This window comes from Saprospiraceae bacterium, from assembly GCA_016709995.1.
Lineage (GTDB): Bacteria > Bacteroidota > Bacteroidia > Chitinophagales > Saprospiraceae > JADJLQ01.
Genome location: JADJLQ010000001.1, coordinates 2613817 through 2638266, shown reverse-complemented (window position 1 = coordinate 2638266; position 24450 = coordinate 2613817). Strand labels below are relative to the sequence as shown.

Annotated in this window: 22 protein-coding genes; 15 read left to right on the top strand and 7 right to left on the bottom strand. The window is 41.7% G+C overall.

The genetic code is table 11. From position 1 onward, the window contains the following. Positions 1 to 93: 93 nt before the first annotated feature. Positions 94 to 507 carry a BrxA/BrxB family bacilliredoxin gene (locus tag IPJ09_11175; protein ID MBK7371982.1) on the top strand — a complete coding sequence of 138 codons (414 nt, stop codon included), beginning with the start codon at positions 94 to 96 and terminating at the stop codon, positions 505 to 507. A gap of 301 nt (positions 508 to 808) precedes the next feature. Continuing rightward, the gene (locus tag IPJ09_11170; GenBank protein MBK7371981.1) at positions 809 to 2512 is read left to right on the top strand and encodes a DUF2207 domain-containing protein; all 1704 of its coding nucleotides are present in this window, start codon (positions 809 to 811) and stop codon (positions 2510 to 2512) included. A 128-nt stretch (positions 2513 to 2640) separates the two neighbouring features. Here the strand turns inward: IPJ09_11170 and IPJ09_11165 are convergent, their stop codons facing one another. After that, positions 2641 to 5946: a glycosyl hydrolase gene (locus IPJ09_11165; GenBank protein ID MBK7371980.1), complete on the bottom strand. Its 3306-nt coding sequence runs from the start codon at positions 5944 to 5946 to the stop codon at positions 2641 to 2643. Positions 5947 to 6110: 164 nt separating this feature from the next. Between IPJ09_11165 and IPJ09_11160 the strand changes: the two genes are divergently transcribed. From IPJ09_11160 to IPJ09_11145, 4 genes are read left to right on the top strand one after another with little or no spacing between them, the layout of a single operon-like run. Further along, a complete protein-coding gene (locus tag IPJ09_11160; GenBank protein ID MBK7371979.1) occupies positions 6111 to 6425 on the top strand; it encodes a hypothetical protein in 315 nt (104 codons plus the stop codon). A 14-nt stretch (positions 6426 to 6439) separates the two neighbouring features. Then, a complete protein-coding gene (locus IPJ09_11155) occupies positions 6440 to 7006 on the top strand; it encodes a nucleotidyl transferase AbiEii/AbiGii toxin family protein (GenBank protein MBK7371978.1) in 567 nt (188 codons plus the stop codon). Positions 7007 to 7018: 12 nt separating this feature from the next. Then, positions 7019 to 8221, top strand: a complete 1203-nt coding sequence (locus IPJ09_11150) for a molybdopterin molybdotransferase MoeA (GenBank protein ID MBK7371977.1) — start codon at positions 7019 to 7021, stop codon at positions 8219 to 8221. Between the two features lie 4 nt (positions 8222 to 8225). Then, positions 8226 to 8960 (top strand): sulfite exporter TauE/SafE family protein, encoded by a 735-nt coding sequence (locus tag IPJ09_11145; GenBank protein ID MBK7371976.1) that lies wholly within the window; start codon positions 8226 to 8228, stop codon positions 8958 to 8960. A gap of 4 nt (positions 8961 to 8964) precedes the next feature. On the opposite strand, the gene IPJ09_11140 is transcribed toward IPJ09_11145, so the two are convergent. Both IPJ09_11140 and IPJ09_11135 read right to left on the bottom strand, forming a co-directional pair. Continuing rightward, positions 8965 to 11826, bottom strand: a complete 2862-nt coding sequence (locus tag IPJ09_11140) for a CHAT domain-containing protein (GenBank protein MBK7371975.1) — start codon at positions 11824 to 11826, stop codon at positions 8965 to 8967. A gap of 16 nt (positions 11827 to 11842) precedes the next feature. Further along, on the bottom strand, positions 11843 to 12457 hold the full coding sequence (locus IPJ09_11135; protein ID MBK7371974.1) for a hypothetical protein: 615 nt from the start codon (positions 12455 to 12457) through the stop codon (positions 11843 to 11845). 94 nt (positions 12458 to 12551) lie between these two features. Here IPJ09_11135 and IPJ09_11130 point away from each other — a divergent pair, with 94 nt between their 5' ends. From IPJ09_11130 to IPJ09_11115, 4 genes are read left to right on the top strand one after another with little or no spacing between them, the layout of a single operon-like run. Continuing rightward, positions 12552 to 12794, top strand: coding sequence for a MoaD/ThiS family protein (locus IPJ09_11130; GenBank protein ID MBK7371973.1), 243 nt, complete (start codon positions 12552 to 12554; stop codon positions 12792 to 12794). Positions 12795 to 12815: 21 nt separating this feature from the next. Next, positions 12816 to 13262: a molybdenum cofactor biosynthesis protein MoaE gene (locus IPJ09_11125; GenBank protein MBK7371972.1), complete on the top strand. Its 447-nt coding sequence runs from the start codon at positions 12816 to 12818 to the stop codon at positions 13260 to 13262. Between the two features lie 35 nt (positions 13263 to 13297). Continuing rightward, positions 13298 to 14203, top strand: a complete 906-nt coding sequence (locus tag IPJ09_11120) for a bifunctional molybdenum cofactor biosynthesis protein MoaC/MoaB (GenBank protein MBK7371971.1) — start codon at positions 13298 to 13300, stop codon at positions 14201 to 14203. Between the two features lie 29 nt (positions 14204 to 14232). Beyond that, positions 14233 to 14685: a DinB family protein gene (locus tag IPJ09_11115; GenBank protein ID MBK7371970.1), complete on the top strand. Its 453-nt coding sequence runs from the start codon at positions 14233 to 14235 to the stop codon at positions 14683 to 14685. A 221-nt stretch (positions 14686 to 14906) separates the two neighbouring features. On the opposite strand, the gene IPJ09_11110 is transcribed toward IPJ09_11115, so the two are convergent. Then, positions 14907 to 17027, bottom strand: coding sequence for a family 10 glycosylhydrolase (locus IPJ09_11110; protein ID MBK7371969.1), 2121 nt, complete (start codon positions 17025 to 17027; stop codon positions 14907 to 14909). Positions 17028 to 17170: 143 nt separating this feature from the next. Here IPJ09_11110 and IPJ09_11105 point away from each other — a divergent pair, with 143 nt between their 5' ends. Together IPJ09_11105 and IPJ09_11100 are read left to right on the top strand one after the other, a co-directional pair. Further along, the gene (locus tag IPJ09_11105) at positions 17171 to 18013 is read left to right on the top strand and encodes a sugar phosphate isomerase/epimerase (GenBank protein MBK7371968.1); all 843 of its coding nucleotides are present in this window, start codon (positions 17171 to 17173) and stop codon (positions 18011 to 18013) included. A 213-nt stretch (positions 18014 to 18226) separates the two neighbouring features. Then, entirely contained in the window at positions 18227 to 19549 is a 1323-nt protein-coding gene (locus tag IPJ09_11100) for a vanadium-dependent haloperoxidase (protein MBK7371967.1), read from the top strand. A 296-nt stretch (positions 19550 to 19845) separates the two neighbouring features. Here IPJ09_11100 and IPJ09_11095 read toward each other — a convergent pair whose 3' ends face one another. The 3 genes from IPJ09_11095 to IPJ09_11085 are packed head-to-tail and all read right to left on the bottom strand — an operon-like array spanning position 19846 to position 22696. Continuing rightward, positions 19846 to 20787, bottom strand: a complete 942-nt coding sequence (locus tag IPJ09_11095) for a hypothetical protein (protein ID MBK7371966.1) — start codon at positions 20785 to 20787, stop codon at positions 19846 to 19848. 43 nt (positions 20788 to 20830) lie between these two features. Further along, positions 20831 to 21505 (bottom strand): hypothetical protein, encoded by a 675-nt coding sequence (locus IPJ09_11090; GenBank protein MBK7371965.1) that lies wholly within the window; start codon positions 21503 to 21505, stop codon positions 20831 to 20833. Between the two features lie 9 nt (positions 21506 to 21514). Beyond that, on the bottom strand, positions 21515 to 22696 hold the full coding sequence (locus IPJ09_11085; protein ID MBK7371964.1) for a hypothetical protein: 1182 nt from the start codon (positions 22694 to 22696) through the stop codon (positions 21515 to 21517). Positions 22697 to 22880: 184 nt separating this feature from the next. On the opposite strand from IPJ09_11085, the gene IPJ09_11080 reads away from it, so the two are divergent. From IPJ09_11080 to IPJ09_11070, 3 genes are all read left to right on the top strand, one after another. Next, a complete protein-coding gene (locus tag IPJ09_11080; protein MBK7371963.1) occupies positions 22881 to 23102 on the top strand; it encodes a hypothetical protein in 222 nt (73 codons plus the stop codon). A 92-nt stretch (positions 23103 to 23194) separates the two neighbouring features. After that, entirely contained in the window at positions 23195 to 23434 is a 240-nt protein-coding gene (locus tag IPJ09_11075) for a hypothetical protein (protein MBK7371962.1), read from the top strand. 15 nt (positions 23435 to 23449) lie between these two features. Continuing rightward, entirely contained in the window at positions 23450 to 24421 is a 972-nt protein-coding gene (locus IPJ09_11070) for a 4Fe-4S dicluster domain-containing protein (protein MBK7371961.1), read from the top strand. The last annotated feature ends 29 nt before the right edge of the window (positions 24422 to 24450 follow it).

The window sequence follows — 24450 nt, the reverse complement described above, 5'->3', positions numbered from 1 at the left end:
AGATAATCTACCACCTATTAAAGAATTGTTTATTTTCGCAGTCCTTAAACCTTTTAGGCATTTTATTCGTTTCAGTAAAAATAACAAGATCCAATGTATCCTATAGATTTAGTAAAACCCATGGAAAATGAACTGCTCCAGGCAGGTTTTGAGTCTTTGACTGACGAACAAGAAGTAGAACAAGCGCTCAATGATAAATCCGGTACCATTTTGCTCATGGTCAATAGTGTTTGTGGCTGTGCAGCAGCTCACGCTCGTCCGGGAGTTGCTATGGCGTTAAAATCATCCAAAATACCTGAAAAATTATACACCGTATTTGCTGGAGTGGATAGGGAAGCTACCGCCAAAGCGCGGGAATTTTTAGCTCCTTACCCCCCATCCTCTCCTTCCATAGCGCTGTTTAAAGATGGTGAGCTGGTTCATATGATAGAGCGTTATCAAATCGAAGGTCGCAATGCTGATATAGTAGCTGCCAACCTTAAAATGGCTTTTGATACTTATTGTTAAATTGTGCCCGGGAGCCCTGGAAAATTTCAAATTTAGGCTGGTAGAATCGGATTGTTCAGAAACTTGCCTGGATTCATTTCTGAGGTAGGGGATTAAATTCCAACGCTTCGACGCGTAAATCTGACTAACTTTTTCAAAAAAATTGGTAATTATACAAGTTATTCTTCCATATCTACCAATACAGTCTATTATCTGATGAATCTCTAACTAATTGGTATCATGGATGGTATTTTAGCCCTATTCGTGATATAAGCTACAATTTGGCTGGAACTTATGCCTTTTGTATTTTGGTTTTATGGATATGAATAGATCAGCGCTCTTCCTTTTACTGCTTTGGTTCAGTCTTGATAGTGCAATTGCACAGGATTTTATAATTAAAAATTTTGAAGTTTCGATTCAGATTGATAGATCCGGAGTGATCAATACCCATGAGAAGATCACCGTGGACTTTAGTGCTCAAAAAAGGGGTATCATCCGGAATATTCCATATCAATACACCTATCAGAAGAAGTCCTACAAGGCTAATATCACCAGCATTGCGGTCAAAGACCAACCATCGAAAATAACGGATCAGTCCGGTCAAAAATCGATCCGTATTGGTGATCCAGATCGTTATATCACCGGCCGGCAGGTCTATGATATCACTTACAAAGTCAAAGGTCCGTTTATCACAGCGGACACTTACGATGAATTTTACTGGAACATCACTGGTAATGAATGGACTGCTCCCATTGAAAAAGTCAATTTTGACATAACCTTGCCGGATGACATCGCACTCGACTATGCCGATCTCAAACTCTATGCCGGCAAAACAGGTTCCAGGGCAGACAGTGGGTTTATTCAACAAGAAGGCCGCCATATCACAGGTCAAAACATCAATATTTTACAACCCGGAGAAGGTCTCACCATAGCCCTCAAACTTCCCTCAGGATATATCGATCCAGTCAATACGGTGCATTTGAGCGAATCCAGGACCCAGGAAGTGATGCGAAAGCTTAAAACCCAATGGCCATTAGCTATCCTTCCAGCGATATTAATTTCCCTGATGGTAGGGTGGTGGAATAAAATGAAAACCCGATTTAATCCCGAGCCTATCACCGAGCCGCAACCTTATCCCCCATTGGATATGAACCCTGCTGAAGTCGGTGCTTTTTTTGATCATATAGTCAACGATCGTGATGTGATCTCATTGTTGCCTTATTGGGCAGCCCAGGGTTTTATCAAAATGGAATATGATCAGCGCTCTGAGGATACTTATCTGATCAAACTTCAAAATCTGGATGAAAAACATACGGCCTACGAATACACTTTATTTAATAAAATTTTCGAGGGTAGGCTGAGTGTGAGCCTTTCTTCTCTGCGTAATAATTTTCATCAAACCCATGCTGCTGTCAAATCCATGATCAAACAAGAGATTATAGACAAAGAGCTCTATGATCCTGAGTATCGGCATTGGTTTAAATCCTGGAGATCCTGGATAGGGATTACTGCATTTATGGTGCTGGCGATCCTTTGTATGGCCTTGGGCTATTGGCTTGCTGGAATTTTCTTCATCATAGGATTTATTATTGGGATCATTTTAATCACCACAAGCCAGGTACTCTCCCAGCGAGGCCAACTCATGCATCAAAAACTCAAAGCCTTTTATGCTTTCCTCAAGGGGGATCAAAATCAATCTCTGGAATCCGTCATCAAGGATGACCCCAATTATTTTGACAAAGTATATCCTTATGCAGTGGCGTTAAAATTGGACAAATCTTTCATCACCAAGGTCAGACCATATATCCCACAAGCGCCTATTTGGTATGGATATTATGGTATGGGTATGGGCCAGCATCATCAAACCATGAATGATTTTGGAACCCACTTTGAGCCAAAAGAGATCAGCTCTGCATTTACCTCTTATCCACAACCTACAGTAGGATCTGGCGGCGGTAGTTTTGGAGGTGGCGGAGGTGGCTTTAGTGGTGGTGGATTTGGCGGTGGCGGCGGTAGCAGCTGGTAAAATGAGTTTTTTATCATATTCCAGTATATTGTACAGAATTATTGAACAATTAAGTACTTATGACAGTGTGCTGGAGTGATTCTAATTTTCCTCAATAACATTTATTTGACATTCAATGAAGGCATAGGTCAAGGTCGCTTGATGCTGGGCATTCTGCCTGGTGTATAAGGAGCACCTGCTTGCTCAAGTAAGGTCTCCAGTTTGGCTATCTCGGCATTGATGGTATTGATTTCATTGACTACTTTGTCGAGATCCTGATTGGTCTCCTGATAAGTTTTGAGCATGGTTCCTGTGGGTCCACCGGAAATATCCCATAAACTGCCGATGATACTAAACACCCTGCTGTTGATGCCTGGTTCTGTCTCAAATTCGCGGGAAGATTTCGTCTGATCGCCATTCATCTCTATTCCTACTTTTTTGAGCCTATCTTCCAAAGCCTGCGCGTCAGTATTGACAGTCAGCGGCAATCTTGGAGTTTGTAAGTAAGCTGCTTTGATAAACTTAAGTTTGTTCATCAGGTCGCCATAATATCGTTGGCTCATACTGGACACCCTTCTCATTTCGGCGACTTGTTTGTTGAAGGCATCTACAGCCACTTTGTCCTCGGCCTTGATACTGGCATTGTTGAGAGGCACCGCCTTGATGATAGCCTTATCTCCCAGGTTGGAGTAGACACCATTTTCAAATTTGCTCAATCGTACGGTATAATTTCCCGGCAATACAGGATACCCTTTTTCTCTACTTGTAAAAGGGTTGGTGCTTTCTGATTCGGATACATTGACAGCGCTGACCGGAGCTGAGCGCAGGTCCCAATAAAATTGTTTGCTACCTTTTTTTGCGGGCAGTTTGATCCGACGGACGATCTCCCCTGTCTCATCAGTGATCGTGGCGAGCACATAGGGATCGGGTTCATTATCTTCCAGGCGCAGGCTTTCAATACTTGGGTAATAAACCGGCTCCCCTTTTTTAATTTTTTCTTTTTCAGCTTCTGTTCGTTTTTCTTTCAGTGTCTTGATGTCTTCTTTGACATTATATACGACACTCACACCAGGCAGGGGATTGGGTGAGGTAAAATAGGACTCGCCCTGAAATCCCTTGTCTCGCAGGCCAAGAGGATACCAGGGGTTGTACATCAAAGCTTCTTTGGTAGGATAGATATGGGCATCCTTGGTCAAGATGTTTTTGTCAAAATTTCTAAGGATAGCATAGTTTTCAAGTATCCAATATCCACGACCAAAGGTTGCGAGTACCAGGTCATTCTCCCGTCGTTGAATCTCCAGGTCTCTTACCGCTATGGTAGGCAAGCCATTTTTGATCTGAGTCCAGGTTTTAGCTCCATTGACAGTGACGAATAAACCAAATTCGGTACCTACGAACAGTAGATTTGGATCTATATGGTCCTCAGCTATGGTGTATACACTGCCTCTTTCCGGAAGGTTGGTCACGATGGAGGTCCAGGTTTTTCCCATATCTGTCGTTTTAAACAGATAAGGTTTAAAATCCCCATATCGATGGTGGTTAAAGGCGACATAAGCCGTGTTTTTATCATGCAGCGAGGTGATGATTTGGTTGACATACGATTGCGCTGGTGCTCCATTGACAGCATTGAGTTTGGTCCAATGTGCTCCACCATCGGTCGTGAGGTGGATGAGGCCATCGTCTGTACCCGCCCACAAGATATTTTCATCCTGCTTGGCTTCCGCTAATGCAACAATATTGCCATATATATCCGTACTGCCATTCTTAGCCACAGCATCCACGCTCCATATCTTGCCCATCACCTCAAGTTTATTGCGATCGACATTGCCTGTAAGGTCGGGGCTGACTACCCTCCAACTATCACCTCGATCATCAGTCCGAAAGACTTTATTGGCAGCGAAGTATAATCTTTTATGATCGTGTTGAGAGATGAGTAAGGGAGCATCCCAATTCCATCGATATGCTGAATCATTTTGAAATTCGATAGGTCTGACATCAGTTTGTTCCCCGCTTCGTTTGTCAAAACGGACTAGTCCGCCGTACTGCGATTGAGCATAGACGATATTATCATCTTCATAGTCGGCTTGTGATTCAAACCCGTCTCCTCCACAAGTGATATACCAGTCACTATTGGTTACTCCATTGGCACTGGTCGATCTCGAAGGCCCACCCAGTGAAAAATTATCCTGAGTACCTCCATACACATTATAGAACGGAAGCGCATAGTCCACGGAGACTTTATAAAATTGTGTGATGGGCAGATTGGGTTTGAATTGCCAGTTTTTGCCATCATCCCAGGATTCGTACAGACCTCCATCGCAACCAACCAGGGTATGATCTGTATTGGTTGGATCTATCCATACATGGTGATTGTCTACGTGTTTGTTTTTTTCACCAAACTGATGCCAGTTTTTTCCTCCATCATCGGAGACCATGAGAAAAGTATTGGCACTCCACAGTCTTTCAGGGTTGATAGGATCACAGAATAATTCCTGGTAGTAATTGCCACTTGTTTGATAGCTGCTTCTTTTTTCCCAACTGGCCCCACGATCCATACTTCGGTAAACCCCGGTTTCATCGCCTTCGACTATAGCATAGACCATATCAGGGTTGGCAGGAGAGATAGCCATACCGATACGACCCAGGTCTTTGCCTGAAGGAAATCCACCTCCCACTTTGTTCCAGGTAGCACCTGCATCTGTGCTTTTATACATGGCTGACTCTGGCCCTCCGCCGATATAGGTAAATACTTTTCTTTGCCGCTGATGAGCGCAGGCATAGAGTACATTGACATTTCTGGGATCCATATGGATTTCATTGAAGCCTGTATGTTCACTTACGTTCAGAATAGACTTCCAGTTCTTGCCACCATCGATGGTTTTATAGATGCCACGTTCCCCGCCACTACTCCAGAGAGGACCATAAACGGCTACATATACGATATCACTGTTGGTCGGATCTACTACGATACTTCCGATATGCTCTGAGCTTTTGAGGCCCATATTTTTCCACGATTTTCCGGCGTCTTCCGACTTGTAGATACCATCCCCATAGGCGATAGATCGTTGATTATTATTCTCGCCGGTACCCAGCCAAAGTACTGCGCTGTTAGAAGGGTCCATGGTAAGGGTACCCATGCTATAGGACCCATATTTATCAAAGATTGGGGTATAGGTCGTGCCTGCGTTGATGGTTTTCCAGATTCCACCCGAGGCGGTTACTACATAATATTCACTAAACTTTTTAGGATTGACTACCACCTGAGTGATGCGGCCTGATACGAGTGCAGGGCCTATGCTACGCATATTGAGACCAGCAAATACATCGGACTTAAAAGTGTCGACTGCAGGCATCGTAGCGGTCATGACTGCAGGACTGACAGTTTTTGATTTTTTCTTTTGGCCAAAAACGCAAAGGGATAGACATAAAAAGACCAACACTGGGACGAGTTTCATATGGATTTGAGTTTTAGACTGGAAAAATAAGAAAAAAAGGAGAGTGGTTGATGTTCAATTGGACATATTCCTGTCAAAGTGTTGCCACTAAACATCAAGCTAAACCAATATAAATCTCTGATTAAGATGATTCATTGCAATCTAATTACCTTAATTTTGCTTTGATGGCTGAAAGTAAAAAACCAAAAAGTAAACCCAAATTTAATAAGCGCATCTTTTGGGATGTAGCTTTTGACAAAATCGATTATGACGCCAAAGCTAATTTTGTAATCGAAAGGGTATTTGAACGCGGGGATGTAAGTGATATACGCAATTGCCGGCGATATTATGGAGATGATAAAGTGAGGGCAGCTTTGTTAAATGCAAAGTTTTTGCCAGAAATTACTATGTATCTTGCTAGTGCAGTCATCGACAGACCTATAGAAGAATTTAGATGTTACACTTTGAGACAGTTGAACCCTACACTTTTTCCGTATTAGAAAAGCTTATGAAAATGCCTGAGATGAAGGCTTTTTCACTAGTTGGAGGTACGGCTTTGTCCTTGATGTACGGTCATCGTACCTCGGTGGATCTTGACCTTTTTTCTATAACTCCCTTTGAAAATGAAAGAATTGCACATGCGTTAAAAGTAAAATTTAAAAATTCCTTTGATAATAGGACTTCAACACCTCATTTTGGCATTTTTTGTTTTATTGATAATGTAAAAGTGGATTTGGTCCGATATCCGCACCCGGAAATAAGACCTACTCAGGTACTAGATGGCATCCGAATGTATTCTACCGAAGACATCATTGCTATGAAAGTGCAGGCTATCCTCGGCAGAGGCAAGAAAAAAGATTTTTGGGATGTCGCTGAATTGTTAGCGCATTATACTGTCGCTGATTTTATAAAATTTCACAAGGAAAAGTTTAATACTCAAAACTTATTGATCTCAGTGCCCCAGGCTTTGACTTATTTTGTCGATGCGGACGATAGTGAAGAACCGATCAGTTTAAAAAAACAGACCTGGTCAGGGGTGAAAAAATCCATCACCGAAAAAGTCAGGAAGTATTTGAAATAAATATCAATCAAAATGATTTCCGTACAACAGGCCTGTCATCTCGTTCTGGAACATACCCAGCCATTGATTCCGAAAATGGTCCCCTTGCGCAAGGCCTTGAATCAGGTTCTGGCAGTGGATCTATATGCTCCTATCGATCTTCCGCCCTTTCCACAATCGTCTATGGATGGATATGCTTTTGCGTTTGAGAGCCTGGTCGATAGCAAGGTGCTTGAAGTAAAGCATATCATCGCTGCGGGCGATACTGCCACCTATAGGGTCAAGCGCGGGGAGGCCGTCAGGATATTCACTGGTGCACCAGTGCCTGCTGGAGCCGATACCGTAGTCATGCAAGAGAAAACAGTTTTGCAGGACGGGAAGATCTCCATCCAGGACCCCTCCCTTGTATTAGGATCCAATCGAAGACTTGCTGGATCTGAGATTAATGCTAACGCGGTTGCGCTTTCAAAGGGGACTCATTTAGGACCTGCAGCTATTGGTTTTCTGGCCAGTATGGGGATCGAAGAAGTATTGACATATCCATACCCAGTGATTAGTATCCTGGTCACCGGCAACGAACTGGCTCACCCAGGTCAGCCTCTCCAATACGGCAAAGTGTATGACTCTAACTCATATACTTTAGATGCTGGTTTTCGTCAAATGGGGGTGGATCAAATATCCGTGAGGCACTTGCCAGACGACATGGAGTCACTTAAAATAGCACTACATGATTCGGTCAATACCTCTGATGTCATCGTACTCACCGGTGGAGTAAGTGTCGGTGATTTTGATTTTGTGACCCGGGCTTCAGAAGAAATTGGAGTCAAGACCATTTTTCATAAAATCAAACAAAAACCAGGTAAACCAATGTATTTCGGTGCTTTTGACCATGAAAATTCAAAGTCACCATTGGTTTTTGGCCTTCCTGGAAATCCTGCTTCTGCGCTAACCTGTCTTTATCTGTATGTCGAGCCATGTATAAAAAAAATGGCCAATCAACCGAGTTCCATAAAATCTATCACTGCCCCGATCACTGCCGATTATAAAAAGCCTTCCGGGATCACTCATTTTTTAAAAGCACACTTTGACGGCACCATGGTGACACCACTGGATGCGCAGGAATCTTTCAGACTGAAATCTTTTGCCAGGGCGAATGCAATAATCCATATAAATGAAGATGCCGTAGAGATATTCTCCGGAGATCCTGTGGATGTTTATTTATTACCTTCGTGTTGATTTTATGGAATATGGTTATTGGTTGTATTTAGTACTTTTTGTAGTCGCTTTTTTGTATGCAAGCGTGGGACATGGAGGAGCGAGTGGATACCTGGCATTGATGGCTTTGGCAGGCACAGCACCTGCCGAAATGAAACCGACAGCCTTGATCCTTAATCTATTTGTTTCATTCATAGCTTTCATCCAATATTACAGAGGGGGTCATTTCAGATTTAATTTGATCTGGCCGTTTTTAGTGACTTCAGTTCCGCTTGCGTTCATTGGTGGAAAAATGCAATTGGGAGATGATGTATACAAACAAATTCTTGGGGTCTTGCTGTTGATTCCTGCATTAAGGTTTATGTTCTTCACCAGCCCTACAACTCAAGAACTGAAATCGTCGCACCTTGTAGGGTCATTGATCATTGGAGGGGCAATAGGTTTTTTATCCGGATTGATTGGCATCGGTGGTGGCGTGATTTTGTCACCCATTTTACTACTGCTCTATTGGTCAGATCAAAAACAAACCGCTTCAGTCAGCGCATTATTTATTTTTGTCAATTCTTTGTCCGGGTTGGCGGGCCAGCTGTCCAACGGGATCACCATCAGTACCAATATGCTGACCATGATTGTGATGGCCGTGTGTGGTGGTTTAGGCGGAGCCTATTTTGGAGCTCTACGATTTGATCAGCGTATATTGAGGTATATTCTTTCGATCGTTTTGATCCTCGCTGCAGTCAAACTGCTATTCAAGGTTTAAAGTATTATTCATTTACAGTAATGTGCCGATTTTTTCTGATTCGAAGGATATACAAAATCAGTAATGTGAGCAACAACAAACCTAAGAACATCGCAATGGGGTGATTGTTTTTTTCCAAGGGTAGATTATTGCCTTGTATGACTAAACCTGCCCAATAAAAAGGATGACTTTGTCTGCGACCGATCTCCTGGTCCCGGATATAAATTAGTTGAGCTTTGCGAAGAGCTTCGCCTTTGGTTTCACCGTTTTTTAATTGTTTATAAAAATTGGACATTAACAGGGCATTGGCTTTGTCATGGACCTGCCAAAGAGTTTGGACTACGCTTTTAGCTCCTGCGCTCAGAAATCCCCTGGCCAGGCTGATCAGCCCTTCACCTTCTTTCCATTCTCCGACCCCAGACTCGCATGCGCTTAATACCACCATATCCGACTGTAGATTTAAATTTCTCACATCCCTTACATCCAATAGATAACTGAAGCTATCCAAAATGACTTCGTGCCCTCCCCGGCTATCAGTCGTTGGTAAAAAAGTATCTGTGCGATAAAAACTTACGCTGGAACTGGATCCGTCATAAGTATTGGAAAATGCATGGGTAGCCAGGTGCAAAATTTTATAATCCGGAGCAATCTGGCAAAATAATTGTTTGGTGGCTTGATGATTAAAGATAGACTTAGACAAAGTATATCTGGATATTTGCTCCAGTTCATATTGAGATTCTTTGAGCTGCTGACTCGCAAAGGGGGCCATCGCCAGGACGGATTGCAAAGCATGGTCTGAGGGCATACGATTAAGTTGCATCCAGATAGAAGATGAATGTTCGTAGTTAATAGCATGATTACATACCCAATAAGGCATCTCCTTAAAATTGGACGAAGTCGTTTTTTGAATCAAAAGACTTGCAAAGGGGATAAGATGAAAATTGCCATCCGGAATGATCAGGATTTGACCGCGTAAAATCGACTCCCAATCGCCGATGAGCACTTGAAAAAGACGGGTTGCTGATACCTGATATAATGAATCCAGCGCACGGGGATTAAAACTATAGTCAGTGTGGATGGGTGCTGTCAAAGCCAGATGATAGTATTGGATCTGCTCGTCTAAATCTTTAGATCTGGGTATTGCTTTGATGTCTAATTTGTTTGTCTGCATGAGCAGGATATAGATCATATCCAGGCCTTGATAAAACTCCAGGATGGATTGGTTTTTGGTCAGGCTGTGTAATACTTCGTGTAAGGAATAGGTTTTAAATAATTGCAGGTTTTGAGTCGATTCGTTATTTAAAAAAGGCAATTGATTGGTCCATCGGTCCAATGAATCATGGATGTTAGCTATCCTTGATATCAAATTGACATTGTTAGGTTCATAGATTTTCCTACGATCCAGCGAGACCAGGATGTTTTTTAGAGAATCGATTTTGTCAGTTTCATAGTTTGTAGTGGCATATGATTTATTGAATGTGTTCACCCGGACAATCTCCTCTGCCAGGTTGAGCGATTTATTGCTTTCGATGAATTCGAACAATGCATGAAGGTATTGAGGATTTTGGGTGAGTTTGAAAAGCCTGGTGTTGGTATAGATCCCTTGCTCTATGATTTTTTGGTTGTATCCTACTAAAGCAGACTTATCATCTCCTATTAAAAACTTGCTTCTTTCTGCTAGGATACCATCCATAGCCCATTTGGCCAACAAAGCATGATCGATTAAGGCAGTGGTATCGCTTGAAACGGAAATTTCTATTTTTGAAAACCTGAAATACATTTCCAGGGCAGCTAATACATCCATTCTATTATATATACTTTGCCAGGAGACAAAGGGCCAATCTTTGTAATCAGGTATACCTGTAAAAAGACGAATAGCTTGGGAGATATGCATTTTTGCCAATGATGTGGAGTCCAGAACCTGGTACTCGGCAGCCAACTTCAAATGAATATTGGACAAAAGAGAAATATTGCTGGATTGATTTTTTAAGGTGATGTTCAATGATTGATTTAATAATGGAATGACCTTGTTTTTATCTCCAAATAGACTTTCATACTCAGCCTTGCGTAGGATAAGTTGAGGCATGGCTTGCATTGCAGTCAAAGAAGTCAATTTCTGATAATATGGTTCTACCACCAATCTTTGGGAACCAACAGCCAGGAGATAATCTATCCATGCATTATAATAATTGTACAAAAATCGTTGACGATATTTTTTAACCCAGGTTTTGTAATATTTAGCTTTATTCAATCGATCAAGGGCTTGCGGTAATCGGCCCAGTTTGATCAGCGCATTGGCTGAAAACACATAGGCATCGACGGGCCATCGATTGATGAGGTCAGTTTGTTTAAAGGAATCAATGGATTGGGCCAGGTACCTTTCTGCTCGTGCATATTGGCCGCCTCTAAAATAAATTTCTCCCAACCACTGATTGACTTGAGAAGGACTCCTTGGTGTGGTTTTTCGGGCAATTAACTTTTCTATGGACCCGTGATAGTCGCCTTTGTAGGCAAGATTCAAAGCACGGGTACTGAGCAACATTTCTTCATAATTGGCAGCAGCAGGATCTTTGGCTTCATGAGCTGACGATGTCATATGATCCATAATTTCTATGATGGAGTCCGCCCGGTCCAGGTAACCATATTTATTAAAATAGTCCGCCAGCAGTCCATAAGTATAAATAGAATCTACAAATCCGGGATGGGATCCTGGTGCTAACAGTCTCGGATACTGTTTTTCAAATGCTGCAAATTGCTCATTTTCGTGCAGTTCATTGTTGAGGTAAATATACAATGGGTGCATATCCTCTTTTCTCTGACCATATCCCTGAGTGATACAGTTAAGAAAAATAAATACGATAAAAAAAAACTTAAGGTAAGGAAACAATCTGAATAAAACTTGTTTATCCGACTAAAGTTATGTCATATGTGTATCTGCTCCAAGTATTAAATTTTTGGACTTCTATGATCAGCTGAGCTTTTTTGACACCTTTGATCCTGGTTATTTTGGGCATCAATATCGAAAAGGAATTGCCTTGGATGGTTTGGATCGATTCCACATAATTGACTACTACCTTATCTTGTGTACCCCTGGTCTTGCTGATGAGTTGGCATTTGATGTGTCTTGAGGGGTCTACATTCAATATGGGTCTTGCTGTGAACTCCAGGGTAGCTTTTGCACCTTTGGCTTGAATGGCTGCTTTGTCTTCGGATACGCATGGTGGGGGCCAGCAACGCATCAAAAATTGATAGCTGTCTTTAGATTTTTCGATTAAAGTCGCTTTAGAAAATGCATTTATGACACTGTGATTTTCAAATAGTCCATTCCTGATAAAAGTAGACTCAGTGGTCAGTACATCGATAGTGTCATTGTAATATTCTATAGCTTCCAGGTCCGGTTGATTGGAGTATTTCTCCTGGTCTCTGGACTGAAGTTGGCTGCGGATCATCCACTCTTCGAGAATAAATACCTGATCATAATCGAAGGGGAATTGAATGGTAGTATTAGTTTGGTTCATAGGTAGTTGATTAATTAAAACTCACAAAATAATAAAAATCAGATTTTTATGCAAAACACCTATGATCATTATTTAGTAATTTTGAACATCTATCATGCCTATTAATCAAATTACTGTATTATTCTTTGGCCCATTGGCAGAACAAGCAGGTGTGAAAACATTACAACTTGTCGACCAACTCGATACGGATATGCTCCTCACTACATTAAAGGCTCAATATCCTTTTTTAGGTCAATCTCCTTATCAACTGGCCATGGACCTGGAGATCATAGTGGGCAATATAAAGTTTGAAAAAGATCATACCATCGCAATACTGCCTCCCTACGCCGGAGGTTGACACATTAATTAATATTATTATATGTCTGAGCATAGAATTAGAAATATATTCGTCCAGGGCCCCATTTCCCCGGCTTTTATAAGTGAAAAAATCGGAGCACATGCCAGTAAAATGAATATTGGAGGTCATAGTATATTTCTGGGCCAGGTGAGGGCCGATGTCAAAAACGGGCAAGTAGTGACTGGTATAGAATATTCGTGTTATGAGGAAATGGCACTACTAATCATGCACAAGATCAGGCAAGACATATTCGGTGAGTATGAATTGACTTGTTTGCATGTATATCATAGCTTGGGACTGGTCCCTACCGGTGAAATCTCCCTTTTTGTATTTACCTCTTCTGTTCATAGAAAACCGGCGATCGATGCTTGCGCAGCCATGGTGGAAAGGATCAAAAAGGAACTGCCCGTGTGGGGGAAAGAATTGTTGCCTGATCAAAGCCATATTTGGAAAGAAAACAATATTTAATCAGCCCCTAAAAGCTATGAAAGCATACATTGTATATGGTAGATATCACACATAAGACATTCACACTTCGTAAAGCCATTGCTACTGCTGTAGTCAAAGTTTCTAAAAAGGAAACCATGGAGGCCATCCAAAACAAGACAGTGCCCAAAGGGGATATCTTCGAATTTGCCAAAGTGGCCGGCTTGTTTGGAGTTAAAAAAACCAGCGAACTAATCCCTGACTGTCATCCCCTGCCTATAGAATTCACCCAGATCACCTACGATGTCAAAGACCTGGAGATCCATATCTTCGTCGAAGTCCATACCATTTATAAGACAGGGGTTGAAGTGGAAGCCATGCACGGCGCCTCTATCGTGGCACTCACGATGTATGATATGCTAAAGCCCATCGACAAAGGAGTTGAGATCCATCATATAAGGCTAGTCTCCAAAAAAGGAGGTAAGTCTGATATCAACAAAGAAGAATACACACACCTGCGGGTCGCCATCATCGTATGTTCTGATAGCGTATCTAAAGGGACTACGGAGGATACTTCCGGAGGGATTGCTAAAGACAGGCTTGAAATATTAGGTTTGACCATCACCACCCAGGAGACGATCCCCGATGATTTTGACCGGATCCAATCATTGGCAAAACAGTACAGCCAGGATCATGATTTGCTATTATTCATTGGTGGGACAGGATTGTCACCCAGGGATATTACCCCGGATGCCCTGAGGCCTTTGATTGATAGAGAGATACCCGGTGTGGTAGAAACTGCCAGGCAATATGGCCAGCAGAGAATGCCCACTGCTATGCTATCCAGGGGGATCGCCGGTTTTATAGGAGATGCACTTGTGGTCACTACACCGGGGTCGCCCGGAGGCGCACGCGAGACCATTGATGCTTTATTTCCTGCTATCCTGCACGTATTTAGGATTAAAGAAGGTAAAAGGCATTGATTCCTCGTTTATGTCAAAACTATTTTTTTATGTATCCCAACACGATTGAAACTTCTATTACTGACTTCATACAGTCCACTTACCATCTGCTGACTAAAATCCCAGAAATGGAATGGAATGCCAAACCTAATCCTGATGGGTGGTCCAAAAAAGAAATCATAGGTCACCTCATCGACAGTGCTATGACCAATATACGCAGACTGGTAGTCACCCAATATCAGCCAAATGAAAAGATCCAATACCGGCAAAACGAATGGGTCGCCTTTCAAGCTTATCAATCCGCAGACACCACCGAACTGGTCGAGCTTTGGCGACTGATCAATCTCCATTTTGATCGGGTCTCTAAAAACATCCCTATCACTTCAATCGATCTCACAAGTGATACCGGCATGGATGAACCATCGCTGCATACTCTGGCTTTTTTGATGGAGGATTATTGGGGGCATCAGCAACATCATTTGAAGGCGGTGCTGGGGGAGTAGTGTATAAAGATTGTTAAAGTGCTATAGTTTATTCGAAGTGTTTTTTAGAAACTACCATTCATTAAAATGGCCTTGGGGGCCAATCTGAATTTTTTCCATTCAGTTAGTAAGTCAAATATCTCTGCATTGTGTTCAACGAGCGAATTATTGATTTTTAAGTTGAAGTACAAAATTTTGTATTTTAAAGTTCTTTATATTGAAGTCTTTTGTACTTGCTAACATCAATAATCCATCACCACCGCACCATGATTCACCAACCCCATATAGACAAAACTCACCATCCCTGATTTATAAGTAAATGGAATCGCCAGATTGTTATCCAGGTTTTTGACCACCCTTGGCGTACGGGGTGTAACTATTTTAATATGTATCTGATCCTGTCTGGAAGGTTTGAAATAAGTGTTGCCACTAAAACCAGTTAGATTGATTAGATGTAAGATCAACCCTTTCGCTTCAAAGGGTTTTCTGTAGGTTGCTTCATTATTGAGCATATATTCGTGGAGGATGGTCTCTATGCGGGGATGCGCATCGGTCACGATCGCCTGGTCAGCCAGAGGATACAGCAGCTGGATCAAATCCAGCACGATATGTTTATGATCTTCGTAGCCATGCAGATAATACAACCGACCGAGGTTGAGCGGAAGTATTGCATTTTTTGCCAGGCCTGCTCTCTTAATTCCTACGGAAAAATAGCCAGTTGGATCATGGCCGCCGATCATCTCCGGAGGACCAGGACGACCCACCGCCAGGATAGGCAAGTACTTTTCATCACATCCGGACAGATCATATTCTCCAAGGTTAAACTTTAGCAACACCATAGACTGTCCGGGCAGAGAGGGGAAGTGAGTATGATCATCGACACCAATATAATGCCCACTGCCGTCCTCTATAGCCTTTTTTATTTCTGCTCCGAATAGGTTTTTCAAATCTTCAGGATGATTCTTGAAGCTGCCATTGGTAGCGAGCATAGAGACACCGGCTTCATTGAGTTTGCGGATGCATTCGAGACTGGAGGTATTGAGTGACTGGATGTCGGGGAGAATGACAAGCTTGTATTGTTTGAGCTTTTCATATTGATCGCTGAGTTGGGAGTCTTCGATCCTGTCGTAAGGAATATGGGCTTCGTTGAGCATGAGTTGGATGCCTCGGTACTCTTGCATTGTGGGACCATGTGGCCACCAGCCTGGGGCCACAAGTGCAATGCGTGCGATGGATTGATATCTGCCATAGTAGGATTCAAATTTTTTATGATGGTTATAGATTTTTTCGATCACCGGATAGTTGCGCTCATCTTCATAACCCCGCAGATCACCCATAAGGCTGAGGTCGAGTCCTGAACCATTAGCTATATTTTCCCAGAGCCTGACCTCGCTTTCTTCGGGTTCGATGGCATTATACCTGCTTTGAAACGAGATCTGTTGGATGCTGGCATTGCTTACGATATGATCAGGATAGGTCGTCATCATGACATTGACATTGTCAGAGGCATTGTAGGGAAAATAGGGCAGGCTATTGGTCTGTGATTCATGGCGGATGATATCCACATGATCTGTCGCATAGGTGCAGATGGCGATATCGGGATTTTTGGATTTTACTACCTGGGCGAGTTTCATCTGCCATTCGTCGGTAGTAAACTTTCTGAATTGCAGGTATTGGAGATAGACCGGATCATTGCGATCTTCTACTGTTGGTAAAGTCAGGCCACCGCTCCAGGTATTAAATCTTTTTTTATCGTGTTCGTTCTGGTCTATACCATGATATTTACCCACATAGGCATTGCTGTTTTGATATCCCGGCATATTGAGAAAAATGCCATCTACGGGATAAAGATCGATGACTTCGCTGACGATCTTGAAAGCTTCTTCTTGTACATAGGGTGCATTAATGCAGGTCACATATTTATCTGTGTTGATCATATGCTGACCCTCTTTATCTACATAGACCCAATCAGGATGTTTTTCGAAAATCGATTGGTCGAGCCTGCTAAAATCAAATCGTACAATGACTTTGATCTTTTGTCGGTGACATTTATCGACCACATCTCTAAGCATAGTAGGCTGCATGTATGGATTGATATAATGTGATTCGAGCCCGGAAGGATAAAATGCCATGATACCCCCGGCGTTTATAATAAGGGTATTGGCAGCAAAGTGTACGAGGTCAGCAACCAATGAATCAGGATTCAGCGTAGCTGCTTCGTAAGCGGGGAGATTGCATTGGATGACCCGGAGATTGTTTTTTTTCCACCATGGAATGGCAGACTCAGGGATAGATTGGGTGTATCCCACTGAGAGACTACATAAACAAAGTAGAAAAAAACATTTAGCTAAGATTGTCTTCATAACCTGCACAATTTACTATTATTGATACTATTCTATTGGCGAATACCTGTTCGTTTTTTTCGAGTACAAATGGATAAGAATGGACAATATGGAAGTACATTAATCCATTAAATTCCCCTTATATTTGACAAAAACCTTACGCAATGATAAATAGAAGAAATTTTGTCAAACAATCCTCCCTGGCAGCACTTGCATTTTCATCCCTCGACCATGAATTATTGGCTATACCCAAGCGTCGCAAAAATATCGGAGTACAACTTTATTCTGTAAGAGTGGAGATGAACCAGGATGCCAAAGGTACCCTGGCCAAAATAGCCAAAATGGGTTATAATCAAATCGAAAGTTTTAGAGGACCAAAAGGTCTATATAGTGGATTGTCACCAAAAGATATGCGTCAGACCTGTGTTGATTTAGGCATGACATTGCGCAGCGGACATGTCCATATCGATAAGGACTGGTTGAATACTATTGACCAGGCTGCGGAGGCTGGGCAGGAATACCTCATCGTAGCAAGCATGCCTACCAACGGCCAGACCGTGAGTAATTACCAGGAGGTCGCCGATACATTTAATAAAGCAGGCGAGCAGTGTAAATCCAGAGGGCTCAAATTTGGTTATCACAATCATGCTTATGAGTTTGACACTGTTGACGGCCAGGTACTATATGATATTTTAGTTAAAAATACCCAGCCAGACCTGGTCAACCTGGAATTGGATTTAGGTTGGGTGGTCGCCGCCGGCAAGAGCCCATTTGATTATTTTAATAAATACCCTGGAAGATTTCCTTTATGGCATTTGAAAGACATGAATCTCGTAGAGAAAAAAAGTACAGAATTTGGCAAGGGCTCCCTGGACATCCTTGGAATGCTTAAATCATATAAAAAATCAGGTATGAAGTACTTTTTTATCGAGCAGGAAGAGTATGGCAAAGATGCTTACGATGCATTGGACTACGATATCAAGTATTATAAGAAATTGAAGTGGTAGGTTGTTGACAGACATTTCAATCCGGGTCTAGAATCTGTATTAATTTTCACCAAATCAGGTATTTATGTTTGGGTTAAGTGGATTTGAAGCTGGTTTTATGCTTTGACCCAAGCATACCAAATCTAATAAGGTTGCAAGGTGGAATCAGGTCCTAATCTACTAATGCACCTTAATTTGCCTTATCTTTGCGGAATAATTCAACCATTATATTAAATGCGTATCTTATTAATCTCGATTGTCCTCACTCTAGGTCTTATTTCCTGCAAAAAAGACAATCCCAACTACCTGACGGTGGTCAGCGACCCAAACTATTTTCATGCAGCGATGAAACAAGTAACCGATATCATGGTCTATGATATTTTTTCTCCACCTGTAGCCGGACGCATCTATAGCCGTTGTGCTATAGCGGGGTATGAAGCGATGGCCGCGGGTGATCCAGCATATCGGTCGCTGGCTGGTCAAGTCAAGGATTTTCCGCCGATGCCCAAACCCGAAGCAGGTAAAGAATATGCTTATGCAATCGCTAGTACAAAAGCGATCATCAAAACAGGCCTCACCCTTTTATTTTCTGAAGATAAAATGAATGCCTATGAAGCAATGCTTCTGCATCAATACGATTCGATCGGTGTGCCAAAAGATGTGTTACAAAGATCCTGGGCTTTTGGTGATAGTATAGGCAATGCCATCATTAAATGGACCAATGCTGACAATTACAAACAATCGCGCACCTTTCCAAAATTCTCTGTCACTAATGATCCGGAACGATGGAAGCCGATTTCTCCGGCATATATGGATGCCATAGAACCACATTGGAACAAACAAAGACCTTTGATCATGGACAGTGCCGCTCAGTTCAAACCAGTGCCACCAACGCCATACTCCACTGATAATAATAGTTTGTTTTATAAAGAGGCCGCCGATGTCATGGTAGAAGGCAATAGCAAGGATAGTTTGCACCAGGCTATCGCTTTGTTTTGGGACTGCAATCCCTTCATTGTACACCAGCAGGGCCATGTCATGTTTGCTACTAAAAAAATAAGCCCTGGTGGACATTGGATTGGAATCACAGAGACACTTTGTAAAAAACTAAACAAACCTTTTGGTGCGACTGCAGAAGCTTATGCCCTGGTGGCCATCGGGCTCAATGAAGGGTTTATATCTTGCTGGGATGAAAAATATCGTAGTAACCTGGTTCGCCCCGAAACCTATATCAATGAACATATAGACCCTGAGTGGATACCCTTGTTGCAGACCCCTCCTTTTCCAGAGTATACAAGTGGTCATAGTGTAGTATCCAGTGTGTCTGCAGAGATATTGACTCAGTTATTTGGAGATAATATCGCTTATACAGACAGCGTAGAAGTAGAGTATGGGCTGTTTCCAAGATCTTTCACCAGTCCTAAAAAAGCAGCCCAGGAGGCATGTATCAGCAGGTTTTACGGGGGTATTCATTATATGCCAGCCATCAATAATGGGATCACTCAAGGGGTGGATATTGGTAAGTTTGTCATGGATAAAATCAAGACTAAAAACTAAGCTTATCTCCTATTGAGCTGTAAAGTTTTTAAAGTTCAATGGATGATTGAAAATCAATGTCAGTGATAAAGGTCAGGCAAATTTCGGACCTATGGGATTACATCTTCAACAATTTATGAAGATAAATGTCTTAGCCCGTTCATAAGTGTTAGACCCTTGGGCAAATAGTGTTATTGAATTTTTTGTTTTATTTCAATAGTGCTTTCGTTAAAATAAAAAAACCAACCGAAGGATTCGGTTGGTTCTAAATAAATGAGGTCTGACAGAGTTGCCTGTACCTCCTTCATTCAATCCATCTATTCTTTGCCTATATAAAAACTCCTATTGAGTCTAAATCCCATTGCGAACTTGCCGTCTTTGATAAAATTAAGGTTGCGACTCAGTTGCTCAATATTAGATGCACTGGTAGTATTGCCGATGTAAAACTGAAATACGTGTCCACCTGTGTTGAATTCGACTCCAACAGCGAATAAGTCAGGAGCATAATTCGATATACTACCGGAAATGTCCAGGACATCTTCATACATATTTAATTGACGACTGTATTCCATCGTTAATGCTGTATTTGGTTTAGCTTGATATTTGCCAGCCAATCCCAATGAAAAAACATTGTTGCTGTTGTTGATACCATAGGGAATGATATTATAATGTACCAGGGTAGGCATCACCTGCAACGATAACTTGGGACTCAATTTTCTTGCTATAAGTAGCTGATGTAAAAAGGAAAATTTATTCCAGGCTACATAATTGGGATTGTCATCATTAGACGGATCTTCCTGTGCATTGGCATTGGTGAGTGAAAGCCATGCTATGGAAACAGGCACATTTTTAGGCCCTGTCTGTTGTCGCAAAAGTTTCAGTTTGATCCAGCCTTCGAAGGTTAGATTGCCAGCAAAGGCTATACCGAGGTTAGTATGATCAAACAGGGAGTAATCCAGGGATATATAGGTTTTGGCTATTCCCGAATTAAGGCCTAATACCTGGGCCAAATTTTGCCCGGTAGTTGCATCTTTATTCCAGGCTACTCCAAAATGGTGAGCTACCTGAAATTGCAAGTTTGATTTATTGACCATCTCTACACTATGCATGTTGATGATGTTGGTTGCCTGAAAAGTATTTTTAGCGTATTTAGGCTTTAATTTTGGAGCCTCCTCCTGCGAAGGTTCATTAGCATCCTGTGCATAGTTTTGCCCCGCAATGGTTACCAGGATAAAAAGGAGAAATATATATTTTTTCATAAATTTTATGTTTAACATTGTTTGAGGTTGTTTTTGAACCTATTTATCTGGGTTGTCCAGCGGCAATCCAGGCTTTAAATTTGTCTACCGTACACGATGTCAGCCCTATCCTTCCTGCTGGATGCCCGTTGGATCCTCCGCTGGCCATCATCGCCGTCAGGATTGATTTATCGGATGTTAATTTAGCATAGTCCAATACCGGACCTCTTCCTCCATGACAGCCTGCAGATTTGCAAGTGACATTGTAGATTGGCACTATATCTTTGGTGTAAGTGATATTCCCAGAAGCATCACAGGCTGCACTGCCACCATCATAAGGTGGGCCCTGATCAATCCAACTTTTGATTATTTCCCGTTGGTTTTCAGTTAAATCAATAATACCACCACCAGGATGTCCAATGGTGCCATTGGCCCAAAGTCTCATAGTATCTATCCTGGCTATGATGGTGCCATAGTCTACTACATTATTAATCCTGATGATGGTAGTGCCATCTTTGATGGTATCAAAATGTGTAAAAGGCACTGCGTTATTATTTGTGCTATTGGACTGTGCATTGTTATGACATCCACATCCTCCTGAAGTCATGATAGGAACCACCTCTCCCAGAAAAGAAACTTTAGGCAGTATCGTGATATCCTCTTTGTTGTTGTAACACGATGAAAAATACATCATGATGAGCAAACTCAGCTTCAGTGTATTGAAAACGAACTTCTTCATATATTTTTATTATTTAGATTTAATAATATTGCCGGATTTGGTATACTTAAATATTCCATTGCCATCGAGCCCATACTTCCACACTACAGGTACATTAGGATCTGCGAAATACCATGATTTGATCAGCGCTATTTCTGATGAATTGATACCACCATCACCATAGGACATGTCTCCCTGATGTTTAGAGGCAAAGACGCCTGTAGCAGGATTCGCAAGTACCAGCGTGGAGTCGATTCGGGAAATCAATGAACTGGTGGAGTTCAATGGGTTGCTACGTACATAATATTTATTTCCTTCAGGCGAAGTATATACTACACTAGTCACACTTCGATTGCTTTTTGGGTAGGATATATCTAATAAAATATCATCATAACTATCCAGGGATCCTCTTACACTAGATTTATTGACAGGAGTTGAAAAAGTTTTATATGGTCTCCAGCTCGCATTTGCCAAAGTATCCATGTAGTATCGTCGTACACTATCCTTATATGCTTGCCAGACTTTAGATCTGAGTGGTTCCTTTAAAATAGTATACACAGTCACTCCATTAGATCTGGTGAGGACAAATTGACTGGTATCGGAAGCGGTTAATCCAGGAACCAAGCCACTTTTTGCCCAATTTCCTGTGGCGGTACCCACACTATGACAGTTAGCAGAAGTGCAACCATTATTTATAATTTTTATGGCGGCTGGTCTGAAATCTTCCAATCCGGGATTTTCTTTGGCTCCATTTTTAATCCAATTATATAGTATGGTTTTGTCAGTGAGTGATAGTTCATGGCCTGCATGTACAGGGGGCATGGCTGCATCCAGGTCATTGGTCGTAATAAGGTTCCACAATTTGCTTTGTAGTGGTTCTCCAGCTACAGTATAATTTCTAATCTCAGCATAAGTGGATAATTTGGGAGCGATGGGTCCTCCATGACAAGTACCTACCCCGCAGTATTCTTTGATGACAGACTGAACTCCCCGTGCCTCTATTTTGTCATTGACATCAGGTGTAAGATCTGCTTTGGCAAAAGTGGTGACATCGTAAAACGGCGAAAAATGAGTAGAGTCCGGTGTACCTTTAAAAGATCGGTCCAGCTTACCGACATTAGCCCCTTCTTTGGTACATTGGTATAAGATGAGCAAGGAAATTGATAGCCAGAAAATCCTGGTTAACTTCCTGGATGAATGTTCAAGTTTCATATTTTTCATTTTTCTTGGATTGAATACTTTGATTTGATGGTTAAAAGTAGCTAGCTGATTTTTCGATTCGACTGATGACCGACAGTGGTCTGAATGATCTCAATAGTCTAATAATATGATTTGTATCAGTGGTAGAGCTTCACCTGTGTGTTTACTTTGATTCGTCATTTAATCCATTTAATCTATGAAAATTTTTTTATTGACCTTGGCTTCTTCTTTGCTGATTGCACTCATGATGTCCTTTAGATTGGGTAGACCCTGGCCGGTACTGGACAATTATAAAGACATGAAAAATCGTGAAGATGGAGATACAGACTCTTTAGCTCAAAGTCAATCTTGCCGTGGCTTTAATAGACGGCTTTTCAAATTGTTTGCAGGTAATTATTCAAACACAATTACCAATTAAACAAAAAGTACAATCAAAACGATTTTCGAGATAGTGATTTTATTAATGACTTGAATGTCAAATATTTATGTAGATTTTAACAAATAATAAAGATGGAAAAACCACGTAAGACCAGTCGCAGACAATTTTTGACACTTGAGTTTAAAAATGGGAGTGCTCTAAATTCTCAGAATTTGAACGGGAATCCCAAAAATAAAAAAGAGGAAACTCAATTGCTGCTCACGCCTGAAGGTACTTTAGTTGAAGTGAATAAAACTATTGTTGATAAAGCAAAACTTGGGATAAAGGCATCAAATAAGGATATTCTGTCCTGGACTAAATCTAATCAGTAAAAACCATCATTATATATGAATAGCATAGAGGAAAACAGCGATAACACGCGTCGGGATTTTCTTAAAATAGGAACCCTCGGTGCCTTAGCAGCTTGCGGAAGTGCGGTATGCTCCTGCAAATCGGATCCTAATCCGATTGTTATAGAGCCCGGGAAAAAAGTAAAACTGCTTTCTCCTGACGGTGAAATGGTAGAAGTAGATGAATCAGAACTGAGACATATTCATAAAACCATTGGCGTAAGCCGCGAGGAGGCGAGACAAGGGATACCAGGTAAAAAATTTGTGATGGTTATTGATTTGGCAAAATGCAAAAATGCCAGGAAATGTGTCAGCGCATGCCAAAAAATGCACCATCTCCCTGAAGAAAAAGAATGGCTTTCGGTCAAATTGATGCAAGATAGTGATTTGGGTTCGCCTTATTGGTTTCCTAAAACCTGCTTTCATTGCGATAACCCACCTTGTGTCAAGGTCTGTCCTGTTGATGCTACTTTTAAAAGATCAGATGGACTGGTACTGATCGATAATGAACGCTGCATTGGTTGTAAATTTTGTATGGCCGCCTGTCCTTATTCCACCCGGGTGTTTAACTGGGATGACCCGGAAATATCAAAAGAGTTGGCTTGTATTCCTTATTCCCCGGAGACTAGTGTTCCGAGTAAAGTTGGAACTGTGGAGAAGTGTGATTTCTGTCCGGATATGGTACGAGAAGGTAAGCTTCCTGATTGCGTCACAGCATGCCCCAATGGAGTGTTTTATTTTGGAGATGAGATAGAAGATGTAGTAACTAATGGCGATGAAACTATCGGATTCAGTCAGATCATCAAAGAAAGAGGCGGTTACCGCTATGCAGAAGATTTGGGCACTCAACCGCGTGTTTACTATTTACCTCCCCGGGATCGTATTTTCCCGGTGGAGAGAGGCCTGGAGGGTAAGTCAGATGAAATTAAAGAAAGATATAAAGGGATTTTGGGCACAGAAAATGAATAATTATTTCAACAAACCAAAGTAAATAATTT

Bases quoted from the DNA above. Each gene is read 5' to 3' on its own strand.
- IPJ09_11175 (MBK7371982.1), top strand. From the start codon at position 94: ATGTATCCTATAGATTTAGTAAAACCCATGGAAAATGAACTGCTCCAG.
- IPJ09_11170 (MBK7371981.1), top strand. From the start codon at position 809: ATGAATAGATCAGCGCTCTTCCTTTTACTGCTTTGGTTCAGTCTTGAT.
- IPJ09_11165 (MBK7371980.1), bottom strand. From the start codon at position 5,946: ATGAAACTCGTCCCAGTGTTGGTCTTTTTATGTCTATCCCTTTGCGTT.
- IPJ09_11160 (MBK7371979.1), top strand. From the start codon at position 6,111: ATGGCTGAAAGTAAAAAACCAAAAAGTAAACCCAAATTTAATAAGCGC.
- IPJ09_11155 (MBK7371978.1), top strand. From the start codon at position 6,440: ATGCCTGAGATGAAGGCTTTTTCACTAGTTGGAGGTACGGCTTTGTCC.
- IPJ09_11150 (MBK7371977.1), top strand. From the start codon at position 7,019: ATGATTTCCGTACAACAGGCCTGTCATCTCGTTCTGGAACATACCCAG.
- IPJ09_11145 (MBK7371976.1), top strand. From the start codon at position 8,226: ATGGAATATGGTTATTGGTTGTATTTAGTACTTTTTGTAGTCGCTTTT.
- IPJ09_11135 (MBK7371974.1), bottom strand. From the start codon at position 12,457: ATGAACCAAACTAATACTACCATTCAATTCCCCTTCGATTATGATCAG.
- IPJ09_11130 (MBK7371973.1), top strand. From the start codon at position 12,552: ATGCCTATTAATCAAATTACTGTATTATTCTTTGGCCCATTGGCAGAA.
- IPJ09_11125 (MBK7371972.1), top strand. From the start codon at position 12,816: ATGTCTGAGCATAGAATTAGAAATATATTCGTCCAGGGCCCCATTTCC.
- IPJ09_11120 (MBK7371971.1), top strand. From the start codon at position 13,298: ATGGTAGATATCACACATAAGACATTCACACTTCGTAAAGCCATTGCT.
- IPJ09_11115 (MBK7371970.1), top strand. From the start codon at position 14,233: ATGTATCCCAACACGATTGAAACTTCTATTACTGACTTCATACAGTCC.
- IPJ09_11110 (MBK7371969.1), bottom strand. From the start codon at position 17,027: ATGAAGACAATCTTAGCTAAATGTTTTTTTCTACTTTGTTTATGTAGT.
- IPJ09_11105 (MBK7371968.1), top strand. From the start codon at position 17,171: ATGATAAATAGAAGAAATTTTGTCAAACAATCCTCCCTGGCAGCACTT.
- IPJ09_11100 (MBK7371967.1), top strand. From the start codon at position 18,227: ATGCGTATCTTATTAATCTCGATTGTCCTCACTCTAGGTCTTATTTCC.
- IPJ09_11095 (MBK7371966.1), bottom strand. From the start codon at position 20,787: ATGAAAAAATATATATTTCTCCTTTTTATCCTGGTAACCATTGCGGGG.
- IPJ09_11090 (MBK7371965.1), bottom strand. From the start codon at position 21,505: ATGAAGAAGTTCGTTTTCAATACACTGAAGCTGAGTTTGCTCATCATG.
- IPJ09_11085 (MBK7371964.1), bottom strand. From the start codon at position 22,696: ATGAAACTTGAACATTCATCCAGGAAGTTAACCAGGATTTTCTGGCTA.
- IPJ09_11080 (MBK7371963.1), top strand. From the start codon at position 22,881: ATGAAAATTTTTTTATTGACCTTGGCTTCTTCTTTGCTGATTGCACTC.
- IPJ09_11075 (MBK7371962.1), top strand. From the start codon at position 23,195: ATGGAAAAACCACGTAAGACCAGTCGCAGACAATTTTTGACACTTGAG.
- IPJ09_11070 (MBK7371961.1), top strand. From the start codon at position 23,450: ATGAATAGCATAGAGGAAAACAGCGATAACACGCGTCGGGATTTTCTT.